The organism is Pseudomonas sp. Pseusp88, assembly GCF_047303955.1.
Classification (GTDB): Bacteria; Pseudomonadota; Gammaproteobacteria; order Pseudomonadales; family Pseudomonadaceae; genus Aquipseudomonas.
In genome coordinates this window covers 22,389-45,611 of the sequence record NZ_JBGLYM010000028.1, presented here as the reverse complement: position 1 = coordinate 45,611, position 23,223 = coordinate 22,389, and the positions used below count along the sequence as shown (strand labels likewise).

Annotated in this window: 20 protein-coding genes; 6 read left to right on the top strand and 14 right to left on the bottom strand. The window is 56.5% G+C overall.

Annotated elements, in window-relative coordinates:
• Positions 1-58: 58 nt before the first annotated feature.
• From adhP to ACCD02_RS25825, 5 genes are all read right to left on the bottom strand, one after another.
• Positions 59-1,093, bottom strand: coding sequence for an alcohol dehydrogenase AdhP (adhP, locus tag ACCD02_RS25845; protein WP_413308378.1), 1,035 nt, complete (start codon positions 1,091-1,093; stop codon positions 59-61).
• 67 nt (positions 1,094-1,160) lie between these two features.
• Positions 1,161-2,597: an NAD(P)(+) transhydrogenase (Re/Si-specific) subunit beta gene (locus ACCD02_RS25840; RefSeq protein ID WP_413308376.1), complete on the bottom strand. Its 1,437-nt coding sequence runs from the start codon at positions 2,595-2,597 to the stop codon at positions 1,161-1,163.
• 9 nt (positions 2,598-2,606) lie between these two features.
• Complete coding sequence (locus tag ACCD02_RS25835) at positions 2,607-2,948, bottom strand: NAD(P) transhydrogenase subunit alpha (protein ID WP_413308374.1); 342 nt, start codon at positions 2,946-2,948, stop codon at positions 2,607-2,609.
• Positions 2,945-4,081 (bottom strand): NAD(P) transhydrogenase subunit alpha, encoded by a 1,137-nt coding sequence (locus ACCD02_RS25830; RefSeq protein WP_413308373.1) that lies wholly within the window; start codon positions 4,079-4,081, stop codon positions 2,945-2,947. Before ACCD02_RS25830 ends, ACCD02_RS25835 begins: the two co-directional genes overlap by 4 nt.
• Before the next feature lie 63 nt (positions 4,082-4,144).
• Positions 4,145-5,527, bottom strand: coding sequence for an NAD-dependent succinate-semialdehyde dehydrogenase (locus tag ACCD02_RS25825; protein WP_413308371.1), 1,383 nt, complete (start codon positions 5,525-5,527; stop codon positions 4,145-4,147).
• A gap of 398 nt (positions 5,528-5,925) precedes the next feature.
• On the opposite strand from ACCD02_RS25825, the gene ACCD02_RS25820 reads away from it, so the two are divergent.
• The gene (locus tag ACCD02_RS25820) at positions 5,926-7,845 is read left to right on the top strand and encodes a response regulator (RefSeq protein ID WP_413308369.1); all 1,920 of its coding nucleotides are present in this window, start codon (positions 5,926-5,928) and stop codon (positions 7,843-7,845) included.
• Positions 7,846-7,869: 24 nt separating this feature from the next.
• Here ACCD02_RS25820 and ACCD02_RS25815 read toward each other — a convergent pair whose 3' ends face one another.
• Complete coding sequence (locus tag ACCD02_RS25815; RefSeq protein WP_413308367.1) at positions 7,870-8,553, bottom strand: BON domain-containing protein; 684 nt, start codon at positions 8,551-8,553, stop codon at positions 7,870-7,872.
• 669 nt (positions 8,554-9,222) lie between these two features.
• On the opposite strand from ACCD02_RS25815, the gene ACCD02_RS25810 reads away from it, so the two are divergent.
• Positions 9,223-9,426, top strand: coding sequence for a hypothetical protein (locus ACCD02_RS25810; protein ID WP_413308365.1), 204 nt, complete (start codon positions 9,223-9,225; stop codon positions 9,424-9,426).
• A gap of 1,199 nt (positions 9,427-10,625) precedes the next feature.
• Here ACCD02_RS25810 and ACCD02_RS25805 read toward each other — a convergent pair.
• On the bottom strand, positions 10,626-12,239 hold the full coding sequence (locus tag ACCD02_RS25805) for a hybrid sensor histidine kinase/response regulator (RefSeq protein WP_413308414.1): 1,614 nt from the start codon (positions 12,237-12,239) through the stop codon (positions 10,626-10,628).
• Positions 12,240-12,337: 98 nt separating this feature from the next.
• Here ACCD02_RS25805 and ACCD02_RS25800 point away from each other — a divergent pair, with 98 nt between their 5' ends.
• The 3 genes from ACCD02_RS25800 (at position 12,338) to ACCD02_RS25790 (ending at position 15,704) form a co-directional block, all read left to right on the top strand.
• On the top strand, positions 12,338-12,988 hold the full coding sequence (locus ACCD02_RS25800; RefSeq protein WP_413308363.1) for a response regulator: 651 nt from the start codon (positions 12,338-12,340) through the stop codon (positions 12,986-12,988).
• 307 nt (positions 12,989-13,295) lie between these two features.
• On the top strand, positions 13,296-13,793 hold the full coding sequence (locus ACCD02_RS25795) for a hypothetical protein (protein WP_413308361.1): 498 nt from the start codon (positions 13,296-13,298) through the stop codon (positions 13,791-13,793).
• Between the two features lie 324 nt (positions 13,794-14,117).
• The gene (locus ACCD02_RS25790; RefSeq protein WP_413308359.1) at positions 14,118-15,704 is read left to right on the top strand and encodes a hybrid sensor histidine kinase/response regulator; all 1,587 of its coding nucleotides are present in this window, start codon (positions 14,118-14,120) and stop codon (positions 15,702-15,704) included.
• A 41-nt stretch (positions 15,705-15,745) separates the two neighbouring features.
• Here the strand turns inward: ACCD02_RS25790 and ACCD02_RS25785 are convergent, their stop codons facing one another.
• From ACCD02_RS25785 to ACCD02_RS25765, 5 genes are all read right to left on the bottom strand, one after another.
• A complete protein-coding gene (locus ACCD02_RS25785) occupies positions 15,746-16,375 on the bottom strand; it encodes a LuxR C-terminal-related transcriptional regulator (RefSeq protein WP_413308357.1) in 630 nt (209 codons plus the stop codon).
• Between the two features lie 359 nt (positions 16,376-16,734).
• On the bottom strand, positions 16,735-17,556 hold the full coding sequence (locus ACCD02_RS25780; protein WP_413308355.1) for a hypothetical protein: 822 nt from the start codon (positions 17,554-17,556) through the stop codon (positions 16,735-16,737).
• On the bottom strand, positions 17,553-18,353 hold the full coding sequence (locus ACCD02_RS25775) for a hypothetical protein (RefSeq protein WP_413308353.1): 801 nt from the start codon (positions 18,351-18,353) through the stop codon (positions 17,553-17,555). The genes ACCD02_RS25780 and ACCD02_RS25775 overlap by 4 nt, the downstream gene beginning before the upstream one ends.
• A gap of 382 nt (positions 18,354-18,735) precedes the next feature.
• Entirely contained in the window at positions 18,736-19,917 is a 1,182-nt protein-coding gene (locus ACCD02_RS25770) for an NAD(P)/FAD-dependent oxidoreductase (protein WP_413308352.1), read from the bottom strand.
• A 118-nt stretch (positions 19,918-20,035) separates the two neighbouring features.
• Entirely contained in the window at positions 20,036-20,317 is a 282-nt protein-coding gene (locus ACCD02_RS25765) for an AbrB/MazE/SpoVT family DNA-binding domain-containing protein (RefSeq protein ID WP_413308350.1), read from the bottom strand.
• A 118-nt stretch (positions 20,318-20,435) separates the two neighbouring features.
• Here ACCD02_RS25765 and ACCD02_RS25760 point away from each other — a divergent pair, with 118 nt between their 5' ends.
• On the top strand, positions 20,436-21,056 hold the full coding sequence (locus tag ACCD02_RS25760) for a LysE family translocator (RefSeq protein WP_413308348.1): 621 nt from the start codon (positions 20,436-20,438) through the stop codon (positions 21,054-21,056).
• Here the strand turns inward: ACCD02_RS25760 and ACCD02_RS25755 are convergent, their stop codons facing one another.
• Positions 21,057-22,412, bottom strand: a complete 1,356-nt coding sequence (locus tag ACCD02_RS25755; protein ID WP_413308346.1) for an ATP-binding protein — start codon at positions 22,410-22,412, stop codon at positions 21,057-21,059.
• On the bottom strand, positions 22,409-23,119 hold the full coding sequence (locus ACCD02_RS25750; protein ID WP_413308344.1) for a response regulator: 711 nt from the start codon (positions 23,117-23,119) through the stop codon (positions 22,409-22,411). The genes ACCD02_RS25755 and ACCD02_RS25750 overlap by 4 nt, the downstream gene beginning before the upstream one ends.
• Between the last annotated feature and the right edge of the window lie 104 nt (positions 23,120-23,223).

Below are 23,223 nucleotides of genomic sequence, written 5' to 3'. Positions count from 1 at the left end.
CGCTGGAGCCCCCTTCAGGCTCGATTGAACCACTGTCGAGCCAGGCCATTGCTGGCTCTCAATCGGCACTGAAGTCGATCACCACCCGTGCAGGAACATCGCCATGCTCAAGGCGCTCGAACACCTGGTTAATCGCGGACAACGGCTGCCGTTCGATGTCGGCCTTGACCTTTCCTTCGGCGGCAAATGCCAGCGCCTCCGCCATGTCCTGGCGATTGCCGACGAACGAGCCACGCACCGTAATGCAGTTGGCGACCACGTCGAACAATGCCATGGGGAATTCGCCAGGTGGCAAGCCGACGAGCACGCAGGTCCCCAGTTTGCGGGTCATCGCGACACCCTGCTTGAACGCGCCGAGCGAGGGGGCGGTAATCAGCACCCCATGGGCGCCGCCCTGAGTGGCGGCAATGACGGCGGCGACCGGATCTGTGCTTTTGGCGTTCACCACCGCATCAGCCCCCAGTTGGGTAGCATGGGCCAGCTTTCGCTCATCGATATCCACGGCACATACCCGTAACCCCATGGCCTTGGCGTACTGGACCGCGAGATGGCCCAAGCCGCCTACCCCGGAAATGACGATCCATTGCCCTGGGCGAACATCCGCCTCCTTGATGCCTTTGTACGTGGTAACCCCACCGCAAATGATCGGTGCAGCCTCACAAGGTGTCAGGCCTGCGGGGATGTGTGCGACATACTCAGGGTCCGCCAGTATGTACTCGGCAAAGCCGCCGTTACGCGTGTAGCCGCCAAACTCGGCTTGGGCACAAACGGTCTCCCAGGCTTGCAGGCAGTATTCGCAATGACCGCATGCCGAATAAAGCCACGGCACCCCCACGCGCTCACCCTTCTGCACGGCAGTCACGCCTTCGCCCAGCGCCACGACAATACCGATGCCTTCGTGGCCCGGCGTAAAGGGCAAGCTGGGTTTGAGTGGCCAATCCCCGCGCGCCGCGTGCAGGTCGGTGTGACACACCCCGCAGGCTTCCACTTTAATCAGGATCATCCCCGGCCCCGGTACGGGAATATCCAGCTCGCGCATGACCAATGGTTGTCCAAACGCTTCGACTACGGCGGCCAACATTTTACTTTTCATCCCGCGACCCTCTTCCAGAGTGGTGCCTGCTGGCCAGGCGGATGCCAGGCCAAGCCCGAAAAACGCCTTATCCCAAACCTCTGACCGCCTCAATCATCTTGACCAGGGCGGCCTGCGCATCGCCGTACACCATGTTGCAGTTTTCCGCGTAGAACAGTTGGTTCTGAATACCAGCGTAGCCCTTGCCTTCACCGCGCTTGACCACATACACATGATGCGCCTTGTCCACATCAAGGATCGGCATGCCATAGATGGGCGATGCCTTGTCACTGCGAGCAGCGGGGTTGACCACGTCGTTGGCACCGATCACTAACACCACATCGGTGTCGGGGAAGTCGGTGTTGACGTCTTCGAGCTGGAAAATCAGGTCGTAAGGCACACCGGCCTCTGCCAGTAAAACGTCCATTTGCCCCGGCATGCGTCCCGCCACCGGATGCACGGCGAAGCGCACGAGTACGCCTTTGGCCTGCAACAGTTTCACGAACTCGTAGAGCTTCTGTTGCCCTTGTGCGACGGCCAGGCCGTAACCCGGCACGATGATGACTTTATTGGCGTAACGCATGGCGACCCCGGCATCGCTGGCTGAGGTCGGCTTGAGCTCGCCCACGATCAACGCACCTTTGCGAGTGGGCTGATCACCAAAGCGCGCAAACAGCACATGTGCCACCGTGCGATTCATGGCTTTAGCCATCAGCAACGTCAGCAGCACGCCAGCGGCGCCCACCAGCATGCCGGCGATCATCATGGCCGGAACTTGCAACACGAAACCTTCAAGGCCGACCGCCAGGCCGGTAAAAGCATTGTAGATGGAGATGACTACCGGCATATCGGCACCGCCGATGGGCAACGTCATCAACACGCCGAACAGCAACGCACCGCCGAAGAACCCCGCGATCAACCAGGGGACGTTACCTGACAGCCCCTCTGCGGCGTGCATGGTCACCATCAGCCAGCCAGCGGCAACGAGCGTCGCCAGCATCACCAGAGCGTTAATCAGTTGCAGGCCCTTTAGCCGCAGCGGTTTGTTGATACGGCCGTCCAGTTTGGCCCAGGCAATCAACGACCCTGTTAACGAAACCGCTCCGATCAAGGCGCCGAATAAGGTACCTGCCAGAGTGGGCAGATCGAGTGCCCGCGCGCCGAACAGTTCCATGACCGCAATCGCTGCGGCAGCGCCCCCACCCATGCCGTTGTAGATGGCGACCATCTGCGGCATGGCGGTCATGGCGGCTTTGCGTCCGCTCCACCAGGCGGCCCCCCCACCCAGCACCAATGCCACCAGTGCGAGGCTGATGTTGGTTGGCAAATGTGGTCGTGCCGCCTCACTCACCGAAAACACATAGAGGAAGCTCACGATGACCGCTCCCGCCATGCCCCAGCCAGCGACATGAATACCTCCGGCCGCAGTGACCGGCGACGACATGCGCCACAACCCGAAGATCAGTAAAAACGCGGCGAAAAAATACACCAGCCCTATCAGCCATTGCGACGTCATAATCAGCATGATCAAACCTCAGGCCTTCTCAGGCTTCCTGGTGGCGGAGTGATGGGCTTTGCGCCGCTTGGGCTCCGGCGCGCTGGTCTGGAACATCGCGAGCATCCGACCGGTGACGGCATACCCACCCGCCGCATTTCCTGCCCCAAGCAGCACCGCCACAAACCCGGCGACTTGCTGGGGTACCGTTGCGGCATCGAGTAAACCGATCAGGCCGCCGATGACGACGATGCCATGGATAAAATTCGAACCTGACATCAACGGCGTATGCAGGATGGCCGGCACCCGGCCGATGATGACCCAGCCGGCAAACGCGGCGAGCATGAAAATATACAGCCCGACAAAGCCAATGCTGTTCATGCAGTTTTCTCCTTGGGCACATCAGTCGGGCTCAGTGGCGGCATGAGTTTGCCAGCGTGGGTGAGTGCCGTTTGCGCCAGCAACTGGTCATCCCAATCAATGCTGATGACGTTGTTTTTCAACATCAGCGCCAATAGATTGAACTGGTTTTTCGCATACAGCAGGCTGGCGTCCTGGCTCAAGGACGACGGCAGGTTCAACGGCGCCAACAGTGTGACCTGACCGACCCGGACAGTCTGACCGGGCACACAGCCTTCGCAGTTACCTCCGCCTTCGGCACCGAGGTCAACGATTACGGCGCCCGGCTTCATCCCGGCGAGTTGCGCGGCGCTGATCAAGCGCGGAGAGGGCCGCCCTGGCACGGCCGCCGTGGTAATTACCAGGTCCGCCTGTTGGATGTGTTCGGTCAACACTTGAGCGACCTGTTGCTTTTCTGTGTCACTCAATTCCCGGGCATAGCCGCCTTTGCCCCGCGCATCGACTCCCACATCGACAAAACTCGCCCCCAGAGAGCGGGCTTGCTCGGCGGTTTCCGGGCGTACGTCGTAGCCTTCGACCACAGCACCCAATCGATGAGCGGTGGCTATGGCCTCCAGCCCCGCGACCCCCAGGCCCAGCACCAGCACACGCGCAGGCCCGACAATGCCTGCTGCGGTAGTGACCTTGGGCAGGATGCGAGACATATGCACCGAACCCAGCTGCACCGCGTAGTACCCCGACAACGCCGACTGGCTGGAGAGTGCATCCATCGACTGGGCCCGCGTGGTGCGCGGCAGTCGCTCCATGGCAAAACACGTGACTTGGCGTTCGAGCAAGCGTTGCACCAAGGCCGGGTTATTCTGCGCGTACACAAAACAAATGAGCACCGCGCCGGGCTTCATCTTGCCGACCGCCTCCAGAGAAGGCGCCTGCACTGCGAGCACCACATCGGCCTCATGCAGCCACTGCCCGGCGCCGGACACAAACACCACGTCCGAGTAAGCCGCGTCAGGCAGGAAGCTCGCTTCTCCGGCCCCCGCCTGCATGTGCAGCTTTGCGCCTAACGCGCATAACTTTGCACAGAGGCTCGGTACCAGAGCCACCCGTCGCTCGTGCGAGTGGGTTTCTTTCATCACTGCCACATTGACGTACATCGCTCGCTCCGTTGGCGGAGCCCAGGGTTGGCCGGGCACACAGGAAAGTGGCGGGATAAGGCTTCAGGCAGGCGCCTGGGCCGACACGTAACGCACGAGTTTCTTATTGACGAACTGCTGGATGCCCATGTCGCCCAGTTCGCGGCCATAGCCCGAATCCTTGATGCCGCCAAAGGGCAGTTCGGCATCGCTCCAACTGATGTTGTTGATGAACATCATGCCGGTGTCGACGCGGCTGGCCACGCGACGTCCCCTGTCCAGGTCACGGGTGAACACAGATCCGCCCAGACCAAAGTCGGAGTCGTTTGCCAAGGCAATAGCGGCTTCTTCGTCCTTGACACGGAAAAACATCGCCACGGGACCGAAGAACTCATCGCGGTAGGCCGGATTGTCAGGGGCAATATCGGTAAGGATGGTCGGAGTCATAAATGAACCGGGGCGGTCGACGCGCCCGCCCCCGAGCAGAATCCGGGCCCCGTGTGCCGTCGCCGTCTGCACCTGAGCGAGCAACTGCAACAAGGCCGCTTCCGAAGACAGCGGGCCCAGGGTGGTGGTTTCCTCCATGGGGTCACCCGGTTTCAAGGCCGCAAGCCCGGCCTTGAAACCCGCCAGAAACGCATCGGCCATTGATTCGACGACAATAAAGCGTTTTGCTGCGCAGCAGGTCTGCCCGCAGTTATACATCCGCCCCCAGATCGCCCATTTGATCGCCAGGTCCAGATCAGCGTCTTCAAGCACAATGAACGCATCGCTGCCTCCCAACTCCATGGAGGACGGCTTCAGGTTCTGCCCCGCCCATGACGCCAGGCTGCGGCCGGCGGCGACGCTCCCGGTCAGTGCAACCCCACGCACGCGAGGGTCATCCACGACTTGCCTGGACTGCTCGTGGGATATCAGCAGATTGGTATACAGCCCCGCTGGCGCGCCGGCGTCGAGCAAAATCTGCTCAAAGGCAATCGCACATTGAGGCACGCAACCGGCGTGCTTGATCACCAGCACATTGCCGGCCATCAAATGCGGCCCCGCCACACGCGCCAACTGATAGAAAGGGAAGTTCCACGGTTCGACGCCAAAGACCACGCCAATGGGACTGCTCTCCATATGCGCCTCACCCGCACTGGGATCCAGGGCTTGCGGCGCCAGGAAGCGCTCGGCGTTCTTGGCGTAGTACGCCATGATATCGGCACTGAACTTGACCTCGCCCTGGGCTTCGTTGATGCGCTTGCCCATCTCCAGGGTGATCTTGCGAGCGAGGGTTTCGAAGCGCTGATGCATCAGTTCGCCCGCTTTGGCGATGATGGATGCACGCTGGGCATAGGTCTTGGTTTTCCACGTCGCATAACACTGCGCCGCCACCGCCAGTTTGTGCTCCAACTGTTCAGCCGTCAGCGTATCGAATTGTGCGAGCAACTCGCCGTTGTATGGATTGATCGTCGTGTAAGCCATAACGGTTGCCTTCCCATGAGAGTGAGTCATTCAACGCAGAACGAACGCCATTCATCCGCCCGGCCCATAAAGTCCGGATCACGATGGTCTCGATGCGCACAGATGACTAGCGTCGGAATCTACGCATCCACCTGCTTGAGTGACCGCTGGCGGATGAAGGTCAGGCACCTTGAGGCGGCCCATCGCGCACTTCAAGGGTGCGAAAAACAGGCGTCATGACGGCTGCCGAAGTGTCATTGTGGCGCTTTGTATTGACGGGCCGCCGGCCAGCGCCAGGCAGCACAGCAAAAAGGGGTGAAGGCTCGGTAAATACTTACATAGATCAATTAACTCGCCGGACAAACCGCCTAGGATTGCGCAGCAGGCAATGCACCATCATCGTGTCAGGAGGTTTAATCATGCATATAAACCAATCCATGCCGGAAGACGCCTTACCGCACGCCACCGCAGCCGGTACGACATGTGCGGGTCAACAGCCTCTTTTTCTCAGGGCCCCCCCTCAAAGCCTTGCCCGCCTCCATCCACCTGCATCATCCGGGGACGCCTGCAGCGTCGAACGCCTGCGCGGCATTGATCAAACACTTCGTCAGACAGCGCAACTGGTCTCATTGATCGCCGGGCAACTGGAGGCGAACGAGCTGAGTCCCGCGACACCGGCCCAAGGCCTGCTTAAACAATTGGATACCACCGTGGAGCACTTGTTGAGTCGCTTCAACACCCGGCTGGAACTGCCCTCCTCCGACACCGGGATGGATCGACATGATGCCGTGGACTTCCCAGTACATAGTCTCTTCAAGGAGTTGGCCCAAGACTGTTTGCCATTGGCCGCCGCCCAACTCGTCAAGCTACGGATCGTGTCGTGCTCATCGTGGGTCAGAGGTCTTTACGATGACCTCAGACAGGTGCTGAGCAGCCTGATGTACAACCTCATGGCCACTACCCGCAATACACGTCTGACGCTTGGCTGCAGGCGCCACCCGGAATGGCTGAGCATAGAGCTATGGTTCTCGGGCTGCGAAAGCCGCGAGGCCGCTTTGCGCATCGTCTCGATGCCCGTCCATGCGCCGTTCCTTCCGGATGCGCGCAGCAACACCGGCACACTTTCAACCTATGAATTCAGTGCGATGCTGGGCGCGCAATTGCAGGTTAGACACTCACCGGGAAAAGCCACCCTCATCGCCATCAGCGTGCCGCTGGCGCCGTCAATCGCTCAACCCTCAATGCGCAAGAAAACCGCGATCAACGCGCTGGACAAGGCGCGCAATTGTCTGCTGCTGGTCGTAGAACCGGAGGCCCTGCTCCGCGACATGCTGTGCTGCGGATTGGGTTCGCTGGGCTACCAAACGGCTGCGGTCAGTGATGGCGCCGCTGCCATGGAGTGGATTGCGCGTTCGGGCATTCAACCGGATCTGGTCTTGACCGAACAGGCACTTGAGCCGTCCACGGACGGCGTTCAACTGGTGCAGCAACTGCGCGCGCGATTCAATCGTTTCACCCCCGCGATCGTGCTGACCGCCGATACGCAGCAGCAGGTTTCCCAGGCGGTACTGACGGCAGACTGCATGCTGCTACGCAAACCAGTAAGCCTGGACATGCTGCGCGCGACCCTTGGCACTGCACTCTGTACAGCCACGACAGCAGACATGCCAGCTCCCCTACCCGCGTCATCCGGGCCGGTGGTGTTCGTGGTTGACGAGGATGGGGTCTTGCGCAACAACTTGCGCGTGGTCTTGGAAGCCCAAGGGTACGTAGTGCGGGACTTCGGCAGCGCTGAGCAGTTTCTCGAGCATTACAGCGGCAATCAACGCGGCTGCCTGGTAATTGATTCGCAGCCCTCCGGCATCAATGGACTGGAGGTAGTTGGACAGCTTCGCACACAGGGTGACGAGTTGCCCATCATCATGATCAGTTGCAACGGTCGTGTCGCCCATGTCGTCGACGCGATGAGGGCCGGCGTGTGCGACTTTATCGAAAAACCATTCCGTTACCAGCAGCTATTGAGCAGTTTGACAAAAGCCTTGGCCAGTCAAGCCGACACCGAAGGTTCCAAAGCATTGCGCAAGGCCGCCATTGACCATATCAATCACCTGACAGCCCGTCAGCGTCAAATCATGGAGATGGTCCTGGACGGCCACCCTAGCAAGAACATTGCAGCGGATCTGGGGATCAGCCAAAGGACGGTGGAAAAACACCGAGCGTCGATCATGAGCAGGACCGAAGCCAAATCGATTCCCGAGTTGGCCCGCATCGCCCTGGCTGCCGGCGGCAAAACACTTTTAGCGGCGACCCATGACAAGAACAAGTGGCTCAAGCCGTAATGAACACCATACTGCGTCTTGCTGTTACTCAGGCCGAGCGTCCGTTTGTTCGGCGGTGGGCGATACCACCAGTTTATCGACAACCTTAAGCACGCCCGCCGTGCTTGATGCCGTTGAGCGCGCCATCTCGCGTTCGGGAAGCGATCCGACAACGCCAGAAAGCGTGACATCCCCGCCCTCCACGCGCACGTCGATACCACGGGCGTCGATAATGGCTTTGCGTCGAAACGCAGATTCGATATCCGTCTTGATGGTTTGCGCAGAGGCATGCGTCTTGACGACGATTTCGTTGTTGATCCCCTTGATTCCTTGCAGGTAGCGCACCGCATAACCCGCCGTCTGGCGCTGATGCTCCGAATCGACTTCGCCGCTGAGCACCAGCCAGCCATCCACCACACTGACTTTGACACGGTGGTCTGCCAGCGAGGTGTTCCATTGCAAGGCCGCAACGGCAGCTGCAACGAGATCACTGTCCGTGCGCACATGACTGGAGGGCAGTACAACATCGATGTGGTTGATCAGGTCTACAACACCGGCGATATGCGCGACAGCCTGTTCCGCGTGCCACCGCTCAGCATGACTGGCGACATTGCCGGTGAGCGTAACGATGCCATCAGACACTTGAACTAAAATCTGCTCGGCTTTCAGGGCCAGGTCCCAATCAAGTTCTTCAATCACCCGCTGTCTTAGCATTTCATCGGTATTCATTTAAAAAGCTCCGCTTTTTCATTAGAGACTCGATCAGCTAAAGAGTATTCCTTCGCGACGATCTGTAGCAGTTCGGAAAATACCCATGGCGTGGCATGCACTTTTCACCACCAGCACACGTCCAAACCCTGCAGATAGCCAGCACACCTACTATCAATATTGCGAGACTACCCCTGAGTTTTTCGTCGGCAGAATTTTCCCGAACACCAGGCGTATGCCCAAGGGGTCAAGGATCTGAAGGGCCTGCCAACACGACCGAGACGTAATAGATATACTTCACGATAAAATCCGGAAGCGCAGCAGCAGTGGCTACGCTGATACGCAGGTCGTCGCCGTCGTGAGGTTCCGAAATGAACCATGTTCCATCCCGAGCCCAACGCGTTCTGCCAGACGTCGAGGGCATGCGCGAGTCAGCTCTTATTCGGCACGGTACCGAACGCTCTGAATCGCGAGGGGAGATAAACGATACGGGCATTCCAGAGAACACTACATGCCTCTACCGGCCTGCGCCATGAACGAACTCACCCCAGGTCTGAATCAGTTGCTTGCCCATCGAGTACCGTCATAGATGCCTCCAACGAAGCGCTCAGGCAAATCAAGAAGCCCGCCTCGGACGACCCCACTTGATGAATAGTGCATTCAGACGCCAGCCTTGCAGAAGTTCTGACGATGACAAAGAAGCGACAACAAGACCTCCCCACAGCAACCGCTGCTGACATTGAAAGATCTATCCAGGCCCTGAACAGAATGGCTGAACGCCTTTGGGGAGATGGGCGGGAAGCTGAGGCCAAAGCCCTGCTTGATGCCTTGGATGCGCTGAATCGGGCACTTGACCGGATCAGGATTGGAGAGAGTCGCAAGGTCCTTCATTAAAGGCGTGCGAATCAGGCGCGGACAGTTGAGTCAGGCCAATCAAGAAACCCGCCTGGAGCGGGTTTTCTTGTTTTTGGGTGCCGCATTTATCAGCCTGTCCTGCCCTGTGCGTATCTCGATAAAGCGAGGATTACAGGAAACTTGTCAAAAATCGGGAATTCTGCTTCTACCGTCCCGGGGTCAATCGCCGTTATAGGGTAGGTTCAGGAACGGGGGTGCTGCCTGGAATCAACTTGGCCCCTTTGGGCCGCTTTGGACAATCGCCAGAGGAGTACCAACGGGTAAGGATACCCTTTTCGACCAGGAATCTCTGTTCACAGCGGGCATAATCCGGGACATAGCCCCACTCCATTGAATGGCTGCCATTTGCAAGCCAGACATAATCGTAAGAGATGATCTTTGAACCATCGCCTAGTACATGACTACCTTTTGGCGCTCCCCATGACATGACCAACTCATCTTCAGTTGTCCCTATCCACGACGCCGTGATGTCCGAAGTTGTCTGATAGCGCTGGTTCATGACCAAATTGCTCAAGGGTGACCCTGCACATCCGTAAAGTGCCAGCGCCAATACCATAATAACCAAGAACCTCATACCCTACCCTCACAAGGTGATATCCATATTAAATGACGTTTTCAGCCAGTCGCACTATACAAACTCATTTATAAGGCAAAACAATAATGCAGTTCTGTGAACCGCGGGCTCAAGGTTTTTGATACGCCCCTGCCCAGGTGGAGTAATGCCAAGCAACGACTCTGACAGCAAGGGAGATGACTGACGCAATCATTACCGCCACGTTCGGCTCAACAAGCGGGAGCAAGACATGGTAGATTTCAGAACGATAGAATAAATGGATCACTCTTCCTATCGCGACTTGAAATCCAACCCATTCAGCTCACTCACCTCCGACATACTACCCACAACACAGACAACAATATCACTCCGCCATCACCCCTCCTTTTAGAAACCGCCAGGTTATCAATGCAAGCATGCTAAAACAACGTAATGCACACACGATATAGTGCAACTGTACTATTCAACGCGTTAACGACAACTTTCCGGTCAGCCGCCCTTTGCCAGACCTTGAGCTGGCTCAAGCCATCTATCTTTTGCTCATGCTGATGGGGGTTAAATCAACACTGCCAGAGAATTTAATCACCGATATATCACCTGGAATCGGGGACTCGAAGATGCGCTTCTAATGTACTTTCCGGACCAGGTTTGTGGTCAACTCAAGCAACGTTGCGCGCAACTCCGGTGGACGCACCGGTTTAGCCAAGACCGAAATATGCATAGAGGTCATCGCTTGCCGAATTCTTTCAATTTCATGACCCGTCATGATCATTGCAGGTACTTGCCAACCGCGCTGCTCGCGTATCGCGGCGATGCACTCGGAACCGGAAATCTTGGTGCCCAGGTCGAAGTCGGCAATGATGATATCGCACTCGCTGGTCACGCCCTCACCATCGCTGTGAACTTCCACCTCGCATCCCCATTTTTCCAGCAAGGTCGAGGTTGCCATCAAGACGTTGGCATCGTCTTCAATCAGACACACTCGCAAGTCTTGCAACCGATTCAGTATCGGAACCGGGCTGACAATACCAACCTTGGGGGCAACTACTTTCAGTCCCAGGATCATCGCCCGAGTACCTTTGCCCAACCTGGAATCGAGCTGGATATCCAGATCAATCAGATGACTGATCCGCTTGACGATTGATAATCCCAAGCCCAGGCCCTCAACATCTTTGTCACGCACGTGGCGCACCCGGTAAAACTCTTTGAACACCTCGGGTAAATGCTCAGGGGCGATACCGCGTCCCTTATCATAAATGACGATGGCAAGGCCGTCCCCCTTTGGGCGCACGCCGATCAAGACGGGCTGCCCGGAAGCATACTTGAGCGCATTGGAAACCAGATTCTGTACCATAGTGGTCAACAGACCAGCGTTGATACTTACCCAATACCGACAGGGACGTACACGCAACTCCACCCCGGCCCACCTTGCAGCTTCGGTATTTTGCCTGGCCACGTCCTCAAGCAGAGCCCCCAGATGCACGGGTTCGGATTGCGGCTCAAGATTCCCGTTATCGAGCGTATAAATGTCGAGGATCGAACGAAACAGCTGAGAAACGATATGTAACGAGCGATCGATACTATCGACCAGACGCAACTCCTCCCTCCCCAATCGAGCGTCGCGCAAGCAGGCGGTGAACAGACCAATGGAGTGAATCGGTTGGCGCAGATCATGACTGGCCTGGGCCAGGAATCTGGATTTCTCCTGGTTCGCTATGATCGCTTCTTCAGAGGCAATACGCGTACGCGTCAAAAGGATATGCGCGTAAGCGGGTACCACGATGGTGGTCACGATCAGCATCAGAAACATATAGGGCTGACCGCGCCAGAATGGTGTAAGCCAGAAAATCATGACCAGCATGGCAAGAGCAATCATGGTCGCGGCGGCAAGATAGCGCGAGCCGAAGCGCATACCATTACCCAGCGTCACCCATAACAATGCAGCGTAAACAGGCAGTGCGCCCTCTCCGCCGACAACCATGGCAAAGGAGATTCCTGAGTAATCGTGCGCCATGGCAAAAAGGCGCCGAAGGAAGAAGTGCCCTGGCCAGCGCTTGATCGCCATGCGCAATGGGATAGCAACGCTGATGAAAAAGGCCATGTACCACAGGATGGGTGCATAGGTGGAGAAATCGCTGGAAGGAAGCAGCGCCACTATCAAGATGTACAGAGACGCGCAGGTACTTACCGTCAGCCTCAGAGTGGCCTGGTCCAGTTCACTATTCTTTTCTGAAGTAATCACATTGACCTTCCAATATGAGCAGCTGTATCAAACTTGAAACGAAGTATGGCCATTTAGGTTACGATCGTACGCGAGAAGCCCAGGAGATCTCGAGCATGACGTGCAGAGTCATAGTGGCGGACGACCATCCTTTGTTCCGCGAAGGCATGCTGAAAACCATTGAGCGGTTGCTACCCACCGCGACGATAGAGCAAGCGGGCAACCTTGAAGAAGTCTTGACCCTCGCGCGGTCCGGTGCCGAGGTGGACTCGATAGTGCTTGACTTGCGTTTTCCCGGCATAAATTCTCTGCAAGTAATAGGCCAACTTCGTCAAGAGTTTAAACGCACGTCAATCATAGTGGTATCAATGATCGACGACAGTGACGTTATTTCAGAAGTCATGTCCCTGGGTGCTGATGGCTTTATCGGAAAAAATATAGATCCTGCCAGTATCGCCAACGCCATCATGGCTATTCGAGCGGGTGAAATCGTGGTCAAGTATCAAGCAGAGAATCCTGTTCAAGATGATATGCAGTCCAGACTTCTTGCCCAACTGACCACCCGCCAACGCGAAGTTCTGAGGCTGATTGCATCGGGCAAGACCAATAAAGAAATAGCCAAGGAGCTGGGTATCTCTCCTTTTACTGTTCGCATACATGTTTCATGCTTGCTCAAAACGCTCAATGTCCCCACGCGCGCAGCAGCGGCAGCACAGTTCAGGTATTCTCCGGTCGCCAGTGGCTGGCCTGGAAACCCCAAGACTTAATTCGTTTGGCCTTACCTTCCTTTCGCCTTGCTTACATAAACTAGATGGCGGCTGGCGACGCATAGACTGTCCTCTCAATTCCATGCGCAGGCTATAGCACACTTGCACTATAGCTAAGCCCTCGCCTGCCTCCTAGACTGACAGCGCGTTCTTAATGCGGCTTGAGCCTCTAATTTTTGGACAGCCAGCAAGCTGTAACCCAGGCGCAGTAGCCGTACCTATTGACTACGGTGAAAGCCGTGGTCATCTCGGCCTTGCTCGTCAAAAAATGAAAACGTTCTGAAAACGAATTCAAGGTAAGTCTTATATGTCCCTAAAATATGGAAAAAAGCTTAGAAACGGAATGGCACTATGCCTGCTGGTGGGCCTTCTCGGCGGCTGTGCAAATTCGAGCGATTTAATGGGTTCCTTGAACGGCTTAAACCCGGGGGCACAAAAATACGACATCGCTTATCTAAAAAAAACCATCATCCCCGGTAAAACCAGTAAAAGCCAGATATCTCAAATGTTTGGTGCCCCCGCCAGTGAACTTCTCGACTCAACAAGCAGCAGTAACGAGTCGAGTTGGAGGTATGAAAAAAGCAACGAAGGCCTTGATAAATACTTAAAGCTTGCTCATAAATATGTATCGACTGAGTCGAGCCTGCAAATGTACGACGCCGAGGCGCAGGTGTCCAAAGCGCAGGATGTAGCGAATGACGCGAGCTCCGTGACCGGCCAAAAAACTGCCCAGAACAAAACCCAGGGTAGCGTGCTGATAATTTATTTCGTAAATGATCTGGTCAAATACTACAGACTCTATTAATACTGTTCATTTATTCGGATACCCACTTATGTCATATTCAGCGACAGCCAGTGGGTAACCGAATAAACAAATCGCTTTGCCGAAAAAAATCTGTGGTTCCAATCAGTCAATCCTCCCGCCAAAGCACAGATGGTCTTACGCCATACCACATTAACCGCAAACGCCATCAGCAGGCTGTCCGGTTATCAAACGACCACCTCACGCCCTCCATATTTGCCATGCTCGACCGCTGCCTGATATACAAGCCCTGCATCTGCCGAATCGTCGCCCCCATGAAGTTAGCCGTAATCGCCGACCATCCGCCTTGCTGCGAGGTTAAAATCAGTGGAAAAAAATAGCGAACTCGACCAAGCCAAGTGGCGCCTGATCGTCAGTACATGCGCGCTGCTGTACATCGTTATTCTCAGCGGCGTCGACCACCGTGACACGGCGTCTTATGGACCTATCATTGCTTACATCTCGACGTTCATTATCGCGTCTATCATTCTGCGCGAGCTCATCAAACGCAAACCGGGGCACTTCTTTTATCGGCGCCTTTTCGCCATGCTCCATGATTACAGTGGTATTGCTTTTGCCATGATCCTTGGGGGCGAAGGAGCATTGCCCATCTACGCGGCGCTCCTTTGGGTCACACTGGGCAATGGCATGCGCTTTGGCTCTCGATACCTGGCGATGGCAACCCTCATCGCGATGGTTACTTTGGTACTGATTTTTTGCTTCAATCCATTCTGGCAAACACAGCCATTCATGTTTCTGATGTTGATCATCACCACACTCGTGGTCCCCACTCACGCACATATTATTTTGACGCGTACCCGTATTGCGTCGGAAGAAGCGATGAGAGCGAACCAGGAAACATCCAGATTCCTGGCCCAGGCCAGTCATGATCTGCGCCAACCGATCCACTCCATCGGCTTGTTTATGGCGTGCCTGCGCAATGCTCAATTGGGAAAGGAAGAGTTACGTCTGGTCGACAACATTGATCGCTCGCTACACACGGTGTCACAACTGTTTCGTTCGATCCTCGACATCTACACACTCGATAACGGCAAGCTCGAACCACAGTCCAAAGTTGTGCATTTGGGTGCGCTGCTGCAAGACGCAGTCAGGCAGAACGCCGAGGCAGCGCGTTGGGCGGGTGTCGAATTACGCTTACGTGCCTGCCCTTATTGGATCAATATCAACCCAGGACTGCTGGCCACCCTGATCCAGAACCTGTTGTCCAATGCGCTCAAATACGCACCGGGCAAACCGGTACTGATCGGTGTACGACGTCAGGGCGACGACGTTGCGGTGATGATCTACGATAAGGGGCCCGGCATCAGCTCCGAACATCTGCCCAACATTTTCAAGGAGTTCTATCGAGTTCGTCATGGCCGCGACAAGGACGTGGAAGGCTTGGGCCTCGGACTTTCTATCGTAAAGCGTATAGGCCAGTTATTGAGCGTCGATGTACAGATCCAGTCCAGGGTGGGGCGAGGCACAAAAGCGACTGTCAGCGGCCTGAAACAAGCCACGCCGGGAAGCACAACCCCTGAGGCAGCGCCGGTTCAAAACTGCCTGCACGGTTTACGCGTTTGCCTGATCGAGGACGATGCCAACGTATTGATCGCAACCTCAGCCCTTTTGGAAAAATGGGGATGTAAGGTGGAAACTCACAGCGATGGGGAAGGTAAAACCAGCGAGTGCGATATGATCATTGCCGACTTCGACTTGGGCACCAAAATTTCCGGACTGGAGTTTATCGCCGCGATACGAGAACAGCATGGCTGGCAAGTACCTGCAATGATCATGACCGGACATGAGATTGAGCGGACGCGCCATTTATCGAAAAGCCGTAATATCTCCGTCATGGCCAAACCTGTGCGGCCACCTGAATTACGCGCGGTATTGCTGGAGCTGCTGAGATAAAACACAGGTGCTGACCACCTCCCGCATCCGTGACTTACCGATCATCGTAAGATTCGAAAAGCCTGGCGCTCGGCGAAGCGCGCAGCAGCGACGGCTCTATTGGGAACATTTAATGCGCGAATCAAAGCAGATACATGAATACGCACCGTTAAAGGAGAGATTTCAAGTGCTGCCGCAATTTCCTTGTTGGTCTTGCCTTCGGCGATCAAATGCCAGACCTCTTTCTGTCTGAACGTCAATTTGCTCATGACATCATTAACATCAAGTGAAAGCGCCGAGGGCTGACAACTGACCAGTAGTTTACCATTGCGAATGGCCGTGATCGCCTTGCTCACTTCCTCAACGTCAAGGCTCTTGCCAATATACCCATCTGCCCCGGCACACATGACACGGCTGATCACCTCGGCATCGTCTACCATCGAAACCACAATCAGTAATGCGTCTTTCAGCTCTCGACGTAACGCTGCCAAATCGGCAAACGAACATAATCCAGGAAGATTTACTTCAAAAAAAACCGTATCCACCGGCGACCCATTTTCCGCCAGTTCTCGTATGCCCTGCAAATCACTAGCCTGCTCTACCAGTGCGTCGGGTATCAAACCTTCGACTAACCTCACCATCCCCTCTCGGAACAACGGATGCTCGTCTGCTACAATAATTCGACGACTCATACTAGAGAACACACCCCGTCCATATCAATAAAAACATGTAGATAATGTCCGAGCGCGACTAATTGCGATATAGAACACCTGAACTAGTACAGACGTACTAAGCAATACGAAAACATAAAATCCTGCACCAAATTAAGAAATCACCTGACATGATCAATAGGCGTGGTCGAGAAATCACGTGTAGACCTGCCCGAGGCTGGCTCCATTATTGGACGCATCAACCAGACGAGATCTTGCTCAAGAAAAAAGACCATGCACTTATTATGGTCTTCTCTCACATTAATCAACAGGAAACTTGAAAGAGCCCTCTCAACGAAGCCGGAGATGTTATACCCGAGACATTGGGTCTGTGCATCACGTCAGTATCTGCCATCGCCTGACGGCGGGCTTTGCAGTAGTGCAGCGTCAAATGCTTGTCCAACCGTAATACTGGTCGTGGTGACTTTATAACCCTGGCCGCTCAATGGGGTCTGCTCCAACACAATGAAATCACGACGTGGGCGATGGTCGTTCAAGCCACCCGACGTGAAGCCCCATGCTGCTCCGCCCGCCCATACACACTGCCTGAATGCACTCGACCGGTTAACCCATTCATTGCAGGCCTGGCCGCTTACCGTTTTCCGCTCCGGGCCTTCGAACCCCATGCTGGCCTCTTCTTCCTCTCTCTCGGCAGGCACACGCGACAAAGCATCGGGTGCGGAGGGTTGGACGCTTCGTTCGCCCGTTGCCAGATCGAGCTGCTCATAGCGTTGGGCTGTAGTGGTTTCCTGTAAACCTGTCATCTCCAGCCTGAAAAGACAGGTGCCGGCCGGACCATCGTTCACTACCTGCCAACTACGCTCACGAATCACCTCCCTGGTGGGTTCGAACCAGGCTTCGTAACGCGTGACACCTACCCGTGCCACATCTACCTCTGGCAACGCCCGGCTTTGCATCCCTGCTGCCTGACAATTGCGAAGAGTACGCTGATAAGTATCCCGCGCCGAATTGCTGCCTTCGAGGAGCAACTCTACAGTTTGGTCAACGTGGACAGGAGGCAAATTACCGACGTTGCGGCGTGCATTGCTATCGGACTGATCACAACCGCCCAGCAACAATAGCGTCGCAGGGATGACACAGTGCAAGCCAGAACTGGCTAAAGAGCGGACCGTCCCGGCTGCACATTTAAACTCCAGACTCATCGTACTCTGTACTGCATTTTTACGACCTCGCTGATTCGCTCAGGAGCGCCGTTAGCGGCCGGCGTCATCGATCTTATAGATTGACCGCGGTAAGGCCCTTGCGCAGGAAACCAATTCTGAACAATCAGGTATTTCGGGTCGTTTCCAGAGGCTGACTTCGTCGAAATTTCGTTGGTGAACTTACAGGTATTGAAAGTACCGAGGGAGGTCTTGATGGTCTCTCGACCTTCATAGGTATGCTTCTCAGACACATCGAACTCAACCGTTACGCCTGTACCGACCGCTTTGCCCCTGTAACTGACGGTGAACGTTTCTCCAGGCTGCAAATCAATGGGCGTAGAGGGAGGCGGATTGTAAGTGGTGGTTACCAATGACGCACCAGCCCCATGCCGATCCCCATATCGAATCAACCGACCGTCCTTGATCTGCGCATAGGTCGTTGTTTGAAAGAGTGACGAATTATTCAGGTACGACGTGTGCAACGAAGCAATTGGGTTTACCCCGGCGAAAGGTTCAGGGCCAAGAGTTTCAGTTTTGTTACGGCTGACGGCCGATGACAGATTATCGCGGCTTTCGTATTCCACCACTGTTCCAGCCAGGAAATTCGATTCGTTGGTGCACGCTGCCGAAGAAGTATCGCCTGAAGCAAACTTGGTAGCTGCCACTGCGGTATCGGCATTTGCAGGAACAATACTGCCCCCTCCACAAACCAATAGCGTCATAGATACCAGGGTTGTACTGATTGGTTTTCTTAAAAAGGGACTCAAATAGACGGCTTTAGCTGATTTCAATTTCAAGGACAACTCCTGGTTCGTCTGCATGAGAGGTACAGTCAATGCATCTCAAGACATAGCCGCAATAACACACCCTGACTCCAATGCCGCCGGCAGCATCATTCTCTGAAATCAAAAGCACTTCAGACCGCGCGGTTGGGCGATATGTAGCGCTCCCAGCTTAGAGCGCAGGCACTGGGCACAGCTATAGTGCAGGTGTGCTAAAGCCAGGTGTTGATTTACCTATTCGGACCGGGGAACTCGCCTGTAATGACAGCGCTGGCTGAGACGCGCATTGATATCGGTTGAAACCGCAGGGAAATCAGGAAGCAGATAATTGAGCCAAGACAGCTACTACTTACGGCCGTTGCGGCCGTAAGCATCAGTTATCTGCTAAAGAACCCGCTCACTGCGCCGCCGGAAAATGATGGGTTTCAATCTCCTGAAAGTCGCTCGCCTTCCTGCCTATCAATCTGTCGGGGCTGAAATCCGCCAGTATCGCTGGCCGAGAGCCAGTCAGTATGTCCTCCGCGACCAGGCTCCCCAAGGCTGGCGCCAGTGTCATGCCGCTGTGGGTGGCGACCACATAGACGCGCTTGCGATCGGTCACGTAGCCCACCGCCGGCAGGCCATCGGCAGGGCGTGAGCGTTGGCCTACGATTATCTGCTCAAGCTGCACGCTTGCGCTATTGCGCATCACCCGCGCCAGTCTCGCCATCATTTCTGTTCCAACCGGGCTATCGACAGCAGGCACTCGCGCAGGATCAGCCTGATGATCGATGTCGAGCACCTGCAACAGCAGGCGACCGCCGCCGTCGGGCCTGATGTTGATCTCCGGGGTGATCAGATTCGAGCGCAACTGGATCTGCGCCGGCGAGGTGCGGCCGAGGAAGCTGCAGCTGATGCGTCCGGGCTGGTCGGCATCCACCATGGCCAGCTCCACACCCAGAGTGGCCAGCAATGGCGCGCTCCATCGACCCACTGCGCTGACGGCGATATCACCTTCCCAACAGGTGTCGTTATTCAGTTGCAGGCGCACGCCGCAGGCATGTTCATCGATCCCGGTGACCTGCTGGTGTTCGAGAATGGATACGCCGTTTTGAATGGCTTGCGAGCGCAAGAACGCAACGAACAGCGCAGGGCAGAGCAATGACTCGTCCGGGAAGCTCCAGATCGGTATCGAGTCGGCTGGCAGAATCAGCTCAGGCAGCGATCTGGAGAGCGCTTGGCGCTCCACCGGGACTACCGCGTACCCCTTGGCGACAAGGGATTCGACGCGCGTTTGCAGACGTGCGGCTTCGCAAGGTTCTGCGGCCCACTCGAGGGTGCCGCACTCGTCCAGCCAGCGGATTTGCGACGGACTTTGCTGCTGCAGAAGGCGATGCGCGTTCATCCCCGCTACGTTGAGCGCATGATACGCGTCCGGTGATTTGCCGTTGGAGTTGACCCAGGCGTAGCTCGTTGCGCTGGTGCCTGAACCGACTGTGGCGGCTTCCAGCAAGGTAACCGAGGCGCCCTGCAGCGCAAGGCTTCGCGCCACTGACAAGCCGACGACACCGGCACCTATTACGGCGATTTTCTGTTTCAACCTGTCATTCCTCGGGTGTGGGTCGACGTTAGGCCAAGCGTTGGCTACGGAGCGCGTTAGTGGCTTTGTTCAGCCAGTCTTGCCAACACTTCTTCCATGATATCTGCTGGCAAGGTATCTATCTTGCGCCCATTACGGGCCCCAAGATCAACTCACCAACGACAGCGGGAGCGTCCAGCCATTCACGCCCTTTAACCGATTGCGGCTGAGAGTAATCCGCAGCAGCCAGCAATTCTGCCAACGTATAGCCCGGCCTGGTTTTGGGAGTGAGCACCAGCCGACCGTCTTCAATAGCCAGGCTGACCGTTGAACCTGCTTGCAGATGCAATTGATCGAGGAATGCAGGTGGGACAACCAACATGATTGAGCCTCCTACTTTGCGAAGATTGGTTTTATGCACGATGCCATCCCATCGACTTAGAAAGTCATACACTCGATTATTTGTCCGCAACCCGCTAGTCAGCCCTCACCTACGTGACTCGCCTGCTCACCACTGCCTCCCACATCGAGCCCCCTCCATGTCCATCGCCGATAACCTGCTGGCCTTCACCCTTGCCGCCACCCTGCTGACCCTGACGCCTGGGCTCGATACCGCGCTGATCCTGCGCACGGCGGCCGTGGAAGGCAAGCATCAGGCAGTGCGGGCGGTGTTGGGGATTAATCTGGGTTGCCTGATCTGGGGCGCAGCCGTGGCCTTTGGTCTGGGGGTATTGGTGGCGGTGTCGGAACTGGCGTTCAGCATGCTCAAATACTGCGGTGCGGCGTATCTGTGCTGGCTGGGAGTGAACATGATTGTGCGTCCGCGCAGCGGGTTGGCCAGCGCACACGGCGTCCAGCGCCAAGGCGGCAACTGGCTGCTCAAGGGTATGCTGGGCAACGTGCTCAATCCCAAGGTCGGGATCTTTTATGTGTCATTCCTGCCGCAGTTCATTCCCCAGGATCAGCCTCTGATCATCTGGACATTCGGCCTGGTGGGCATTCATGTGCTGCTCAGCCTGGTCTGGTCGGCGGTGCTGATTGGCGCTACCCGGCCACTGGCCGGGATTCTGCGCCGCGAGCAGGTGATTCGCTGGATGGATCGCACTACAGGCGCGATCTTTGTGCTGTTCGCCGCGCGTCTGGCCCTGAGTCGACGCTGATCAGCCAAAGGGCAGCAGTACCTTCACTTCGAGACCGCCATTTGTGCGGTTACGCAACGTCAGGGTGCCACCATGCTCCAGTACAGTCGCCCGAGCCACCGACAGGCCCAGGCCGACGCCCCCGGTGTTTTTATTGCGTGAACCTTCCAGGCGATAAAACGGAGTAAAGACCGCTTCGTGATGTTCTGCGGCAATGCCCGGCCCACGGTCCAGCACGCAGATTTCCACCCGGTCGCTTGCGCTGATCAATTCGACGCAGGGCTCATGCCCGTATTTGCAGGCGTTCTCCACCAGATTGGTGAGCATCCGCTTGATCCCGACCGGCCGCCCCACATAGACAAAACGGTTGGGGGCGATCAGCGCCACGTCGGTGCCCGCATCCTTGAAATCATCGATCACCGTATGCAGCAGCTCGGCCAGATCGAAGGACGTGGCGGATTCGAGCCGGGCGTCATCACGAAAGAATTCCAAGGCAGAATTGACCATGGCCTGCATTTCGTCCACGTCCCGGAACAGGCGCGATTGCAGTTCCAGATCGTCGATGAATTCGCCGCGCAGACGCATGCGGGTCAGAGGTGCGCGCAGGTCGTGGGAAATGGCGGCAAGCATTTGCGTGCGGTCATGCAGAAAGTGCTGCAACTGCGCCTGCATGGCATTGAACGCGAGGATGGCCTGGCGCAGTTCCTGCGGGCCTTCCACCGGGATCGGCGGGGCCTTGAAGTCGGTGCCGAAGCGGCGCGCGCCTTGGGCGAAACGCTCAAGAGGCCCGGCCAGATGGCGGGTGGCGATCAGTGCGACGACGACGGTGGAGAGCAATGCCAAGGCAATGACGATCAAGTTGCGCGGCAACTCGTTCAAGCCCCAACTGCGGGTCGGCGAGGAGAACATCACCCAGGAGCCATCGATCAGTTGCAGCAGCAGCGCATAGCGTTTGTCTGCCTGTTGCCCAGGCCAGTCAGCGGGCTCGTAGGCTTCTATCCGGGTGCTGGCATTGCCCAGCAACTGGCGCAGCAGGCTCGAGCCCTTGTGGAACCCCGCGTCATCCAGCACGGGCATCTGAGCGTCGGCATGCTGGCGTAGCCACTCCACGGTAAAGCCCTGATCACTGGCCGCCCTGGCGATGGCGGGCCGCTGTTGTGGCGATACCGATTCGATGATGCGGGTAATTGCGGCGACCTTTTCCATCAACCCGGCCTCCAGCAGTGGAGGCTTGGCCCAGACACCCGCCAACAGGCTGAGCAAACCGCCCAATGCCAGGGCAGTGAGCATGGCGCCCATGGTGGTCAAGGCAATCCAGCGGGCCACGGTATTGTGCGGCCGACGATAGCGGGCCTTGAACGTGTCGAGCAGGCTCATCGCCGCACCACATGGGGCGTGAACAGGTAGCCGCCGTTACGGATGGTGCGAATCATCGGCGGGCCTGACGTATCGGTTTCCAGTTTGCGTCGCAGCCTGCTGACCTGAACGTCAACGCTGCGATCAAAGGCCTCATGGGATTCACCGCGAACCATATCGAGCAATTGTTGCCGCGACAGGATCCGTCGCGGGTGCTCGGCAAAAACCAGCAGCAGCTCGAATTCGCCGTTGGACAGGGGAATCATGACCTTGTCCGGCGAGCGCAATTCGCGGCGCATCACGTCCAGCTGCCAGTGAGTGAATTCGAGGATCGGCCGTGGGCCGCAGTCCGTGGCTTGTCTGCCATCACCGGTGCGCCTGAGCACGGCGCGGACCCTGGCCAACAATTCCCGACCATCGAAGGGTTTGGTCAGGTAGTCATCGGCGCCCAATTCCAGGCCGACCACGCGGTCGCTCAGTTCGCCCATGGCGGTGAGCATGATCACCGCCACCGCATGTTCGGCGCGCAGGCGCTGGCACAGCACCAGGCCATTGTCGCCGGGCAGCATCACATCGAGAATGATCAGATCCGGCAAGCGCCGCTCCAGCGCCCGCCACATCCCGGGGCCATCGATGGCCACTTCGACGGTATAGCCGTGCTGTTCAAGAAATTTTTTCAACAGGGCGAGGACTTCAAGGTCATCGTCCACCAGCAGTAAATGGCTCACAGGAACACACTGTCGCGACGAAGGCAGGAGCGTTCATCTAAAACCATTTGCCGCGTGCCGTCATATATTTCAATTCGGCAATAAAGCGACTGTTTTGCAATCAA

Bases quoted from the DNA above. Each gene is read 5' to 3' on its own strand.
- ACCD02_RS25760 (WP_413308348.1), top strand. From the start codon at position 20,436: ATGTCCATCGCCGATAACCTGCTGGCCTTCACCCTTGCCGCCACCCTG.
- ACCD02_RS25755 (WP_413308346.1), bottom strand. From the start codon at position 22,412: ATGAGCCTGCTCGACACGTTCAAGGCCCGCTATCGTCGGCCGCACAAT.
- ACCD02_RS25800 (WP_413308363.1), top strand. From the start codon at position 12,338: ATGACGTGCAGAGTCATAGTGGCGGACGACCATCCTTTGTTCCGCGAA.
- ACCD02_RS25835 (WP_413308374.1), bottom strand. From the start codon at position 2,948: ATGAACAGCATTGGCTTTGTCGGGCTGTATATTTTCATGCTCGCCGCG.
- adhP (WP_413308378.1), bottom strand. From the start codon at position 1,093: ATGAAAAGTAAAATGTTGGCCGCCGTAGTCGAAGCGTTTGGACAACCA.
- ACCD02_RS25815 (WP_413308367.1), bottom strand. From the start codon at position 8,553: ATGAATACCGATGAAATGCTAAGACAGCGGGTGATTGAAGAACTTGAT.
- ACCD02_RS25795 (WP_413308361.1), top strand. From the start codon at position 13,296: ATGTCCCTAAAATATGGAAAAAAGCTTAGAAACGGAATGGCACTATGC.
- ACCD02_RS25840 (WP_413308376.1), bottom strand. From the start codon at position 2,597: ATGCTGATTATGACGTCGCAATGGCTGATAGGGCTGGTGTATTTTTTC.
- ACCD02_RS25780 (WP_413308355.1), bottom strand. From the start codon at position 17,556: ATGAGTCTGGAGTTTAAATGTGCAGCCGGGACGGTCCGCTCTTTAGCC.
- ACCD02_RS25810 (WP_413308365.1), top strand. From the start codon at position 9,223: ATGACAAAGAAGCGACAACAAGACCTCCCCACAGCAACCGCTGCTGAC.
- ACCD02_RS25830 (WP_413308373.1), bottom strand. From the start codon at position 4,081: ATGTACGTCAATGTGGCAGTGATGAAAGAAACCCACTCGCACGAGCGA.
- ACCD02_RS25825 (WP_413308371.1), bottom strand. From the start codon at position 5,527: ATGGCTTACACGACGATCAATCCATACAACGGCGAGTTGCTCGCACAA.
- ACCD02_RS25785 (WP_413308357.1), bottom strand. From the start codon at position 16,375: ATGAGTCGTCGAATTATTGTAGCAGACGAGCATCCGTTGTTCCGAGAG.
- ACCD02_RS25820 (WP_413308369.1), top strand. From the start codon at position 5,926: ATGCATATAAACCAATCCATGCCGGAAGACGCCTTACCGCACGCCACC.